This window comes from Emticicia sp. (assembly GCF_049241225.1).
GTDB lineage: Bacteria > Bacteroidota > Bacteroidia > Cytophagales > Spirosomataceae > Emticicia.
On the sequence record NZ_JBMLRC010000137.1, the window covers coordinates 8569 to 10855 of the forward strand.

The 2287-nt window shown below is 40.2% G+C and carries 2 protein-coding genes; both read right to left on the reverse strand.

Going from position 1 to position 2287, the window contains the following annotated elements; translation table 11 throughout:
* A partial coding sequence (locus ACOVO2_RS08265) for an ABC transporter permease (protein WP_421769505.1) occupies positions 1–959 on the reverse strand: 959 nt, incomplete at its 3' end.
* 98 nt (positions 960–1057) lie between these two features.
* A partial coding sequence (locus ACOVO2_RS08270) for an ABC transporter permease (protein ID WP_421769506.1) occupies positions 1058–2287 on the reverse strand: 1230 nt, incomplete at its 5' end.

The following is a 2287-nucleotide window of genomic DNA, read 5'->3' on the forward strand; positions in this document are numbered from 1 at the left end:
TCTTTGGCTCTTTTTTCAGACCTTGCCGTACTCAAATTCATGAAATTGATACAGGCAATCAGCAAAACAATGAAGCCCAAAATACCGAACATTCGCACGTATTTGATATAGCCACCCGTATTTACGCCATTTTCAAACTCACCGTATAATCGCCATTTCGACATCGGATGAATAAGCAATTCGGGCTTTACTACATTGAGCATCAACGGATTATCTGAGAAGTGTTCTCGGACTACATTCTTAATTTTTGCATTGATGCTTTCGGGATTTGCGTTTTCGTTTAGCTGCACATAAACTGGCCAAGAATTATTTGCCCAGTTGGTTTTATGGAATTTTTTGATGTAGTCGAACAAACTTTCTTGCAGATGAAATGGCATCAGATAGTCAAACGTAAGCCTACTATTTTTGGGTTGTTTGGCAACCACCGCCGTAACTTTTAGGTTATGCTCATTATCTAATTTTATGATTTTCCCGATTGGGTTTTCATTGCCAAAAAAAGTTTTGGCAATTTCATCGGTCAGCACTATCGAGTAGGGTTCATGCAGCGGATTTTTATCACCACTTAATATCTCCAACGAAAACATATCAATGGCTTCTTCACCGATATAATGCCCGAATTTATTGATTTTCTTATCGCCATAAATCAAGGAATGATTGCTACCCCAGTCGCACATCGCAACGGCCTTAAAATCAGGAAATTTATTCTTTAATTCTTCTCCCAAAGGATAAGGCAAAGCCAGTTGTGTGCCACGATGCCCATCAAAGGTTTGGTGCATCATTACTTGATAAAGCGAGTCGTAGTTTTTGAAGTGCTTATTGGTTGAGAATTCATCATAAATCCACAGACCAATGAGCATTGCCACGGCCATACCCGTGGCCAAACCTAAGATATTGATAAATGAGTAAACCTTGTTCTTGACAAGATTTCGGAAGGCGATTTTTAAGTAATTGCGTATCATAAAAGCCCCTAACCCCCGATGGGGGAATTACGCAGAGGTCGGCGTTTTGAAAAAATGTTATTAAATTCCCTGAAAACTCCCCCATCGGGGGCAGGGGGCTATTCCGTTTTCAAAGATTTCACCGGGTTCATCAAGGCAGCTTTGATGGCCTGATAACTCACTGTTAATAAGGCGATTAACAAAGTAATTATACCTGCTATCACAAAAACCCAAGGCGAAATATTAGTCTTAAATGCAAAATCTTTCAGCCAAGTATTCATGGCATAATAAGCCAATGGCGAAGCTATCACAAAGGCCAAACAAACCAGTTTTAGGAAGTCTTTTGAGAGCAACTGAACGATGCTCCAGATACTCGCTCCCAGCACTTTTCTGACGCCAATTTCTTTGGTACGTTGCTCAGCGATGTAGGTGATTAGCCCAAATAAACCCAAGCAAGCTATCAAGACCGTAAGCCCCGCAAAAATCAAAGAAATTTGACCAATTCGTTGTTCGGCTCGGTACATTTCATCGAACGATTCGTTCATAAAATGATAGTTGAAAGGCATTTCGGGAGCAAAAACTTTCCATTTTGCTTCTATTTGTTTAATAAGCGTTTGTGGCTCTTCGGTATTGATTTTAAAGGCCGTTACCCACGCACTTCGGCCATAACGAAAACACAAAGGCCCAACTGCCTCACGCATAGATGAATAGTGAAAATTCTTGACAAGACCCACAACCGTCAGAGCTTCAACATCATTGGGGTTTCCGTTATTGATGTATAGTTTTTTACCGACTGGGTCATCAAAACCGAGTAATTTGGCCGCTTGCTCGTTTAGAATGATGCCCGAAGAGTCGGTGCTGAATGCTTTCGAGAAGTTTCTACCTTTTAAAATCTCCATATCGAGCGTTGGGATATAATCTTCATCAATTTCCCATGCTTGCATATTAAAGCTATTTTGGGTATTAAAAACCGCCTCGGTTGAAAAGGTATTATCGCTTCTTGAAGAGTTAGCTACTGGCAAAAATCCCGCAAAAGTGGCATTTTTTACGCCTGCCATCTTTTTCACTTCTTCTTTGAAAACATTATTGTTGTCTCGCAGCGAAGAAGTGCCCGTCACGACCAAGATTTGGTCTTTCGAAAAACCTAAATTTTTGTGTTGAATGTAATTGAGCTGGCGATAAATGATAAAGGTTGAAATAACCAAAACCAACGACGTAACAAACTGAAAAGTAACTAAAGCATTTCGGAAATTTGAACGGCGGAAATTAGCGTTGAGTTTACTTTTTAGCACCTCAATTGGTCGGAAAGATGACAAGAAAAATGAAGGATAATAACCCGCCAAAACACC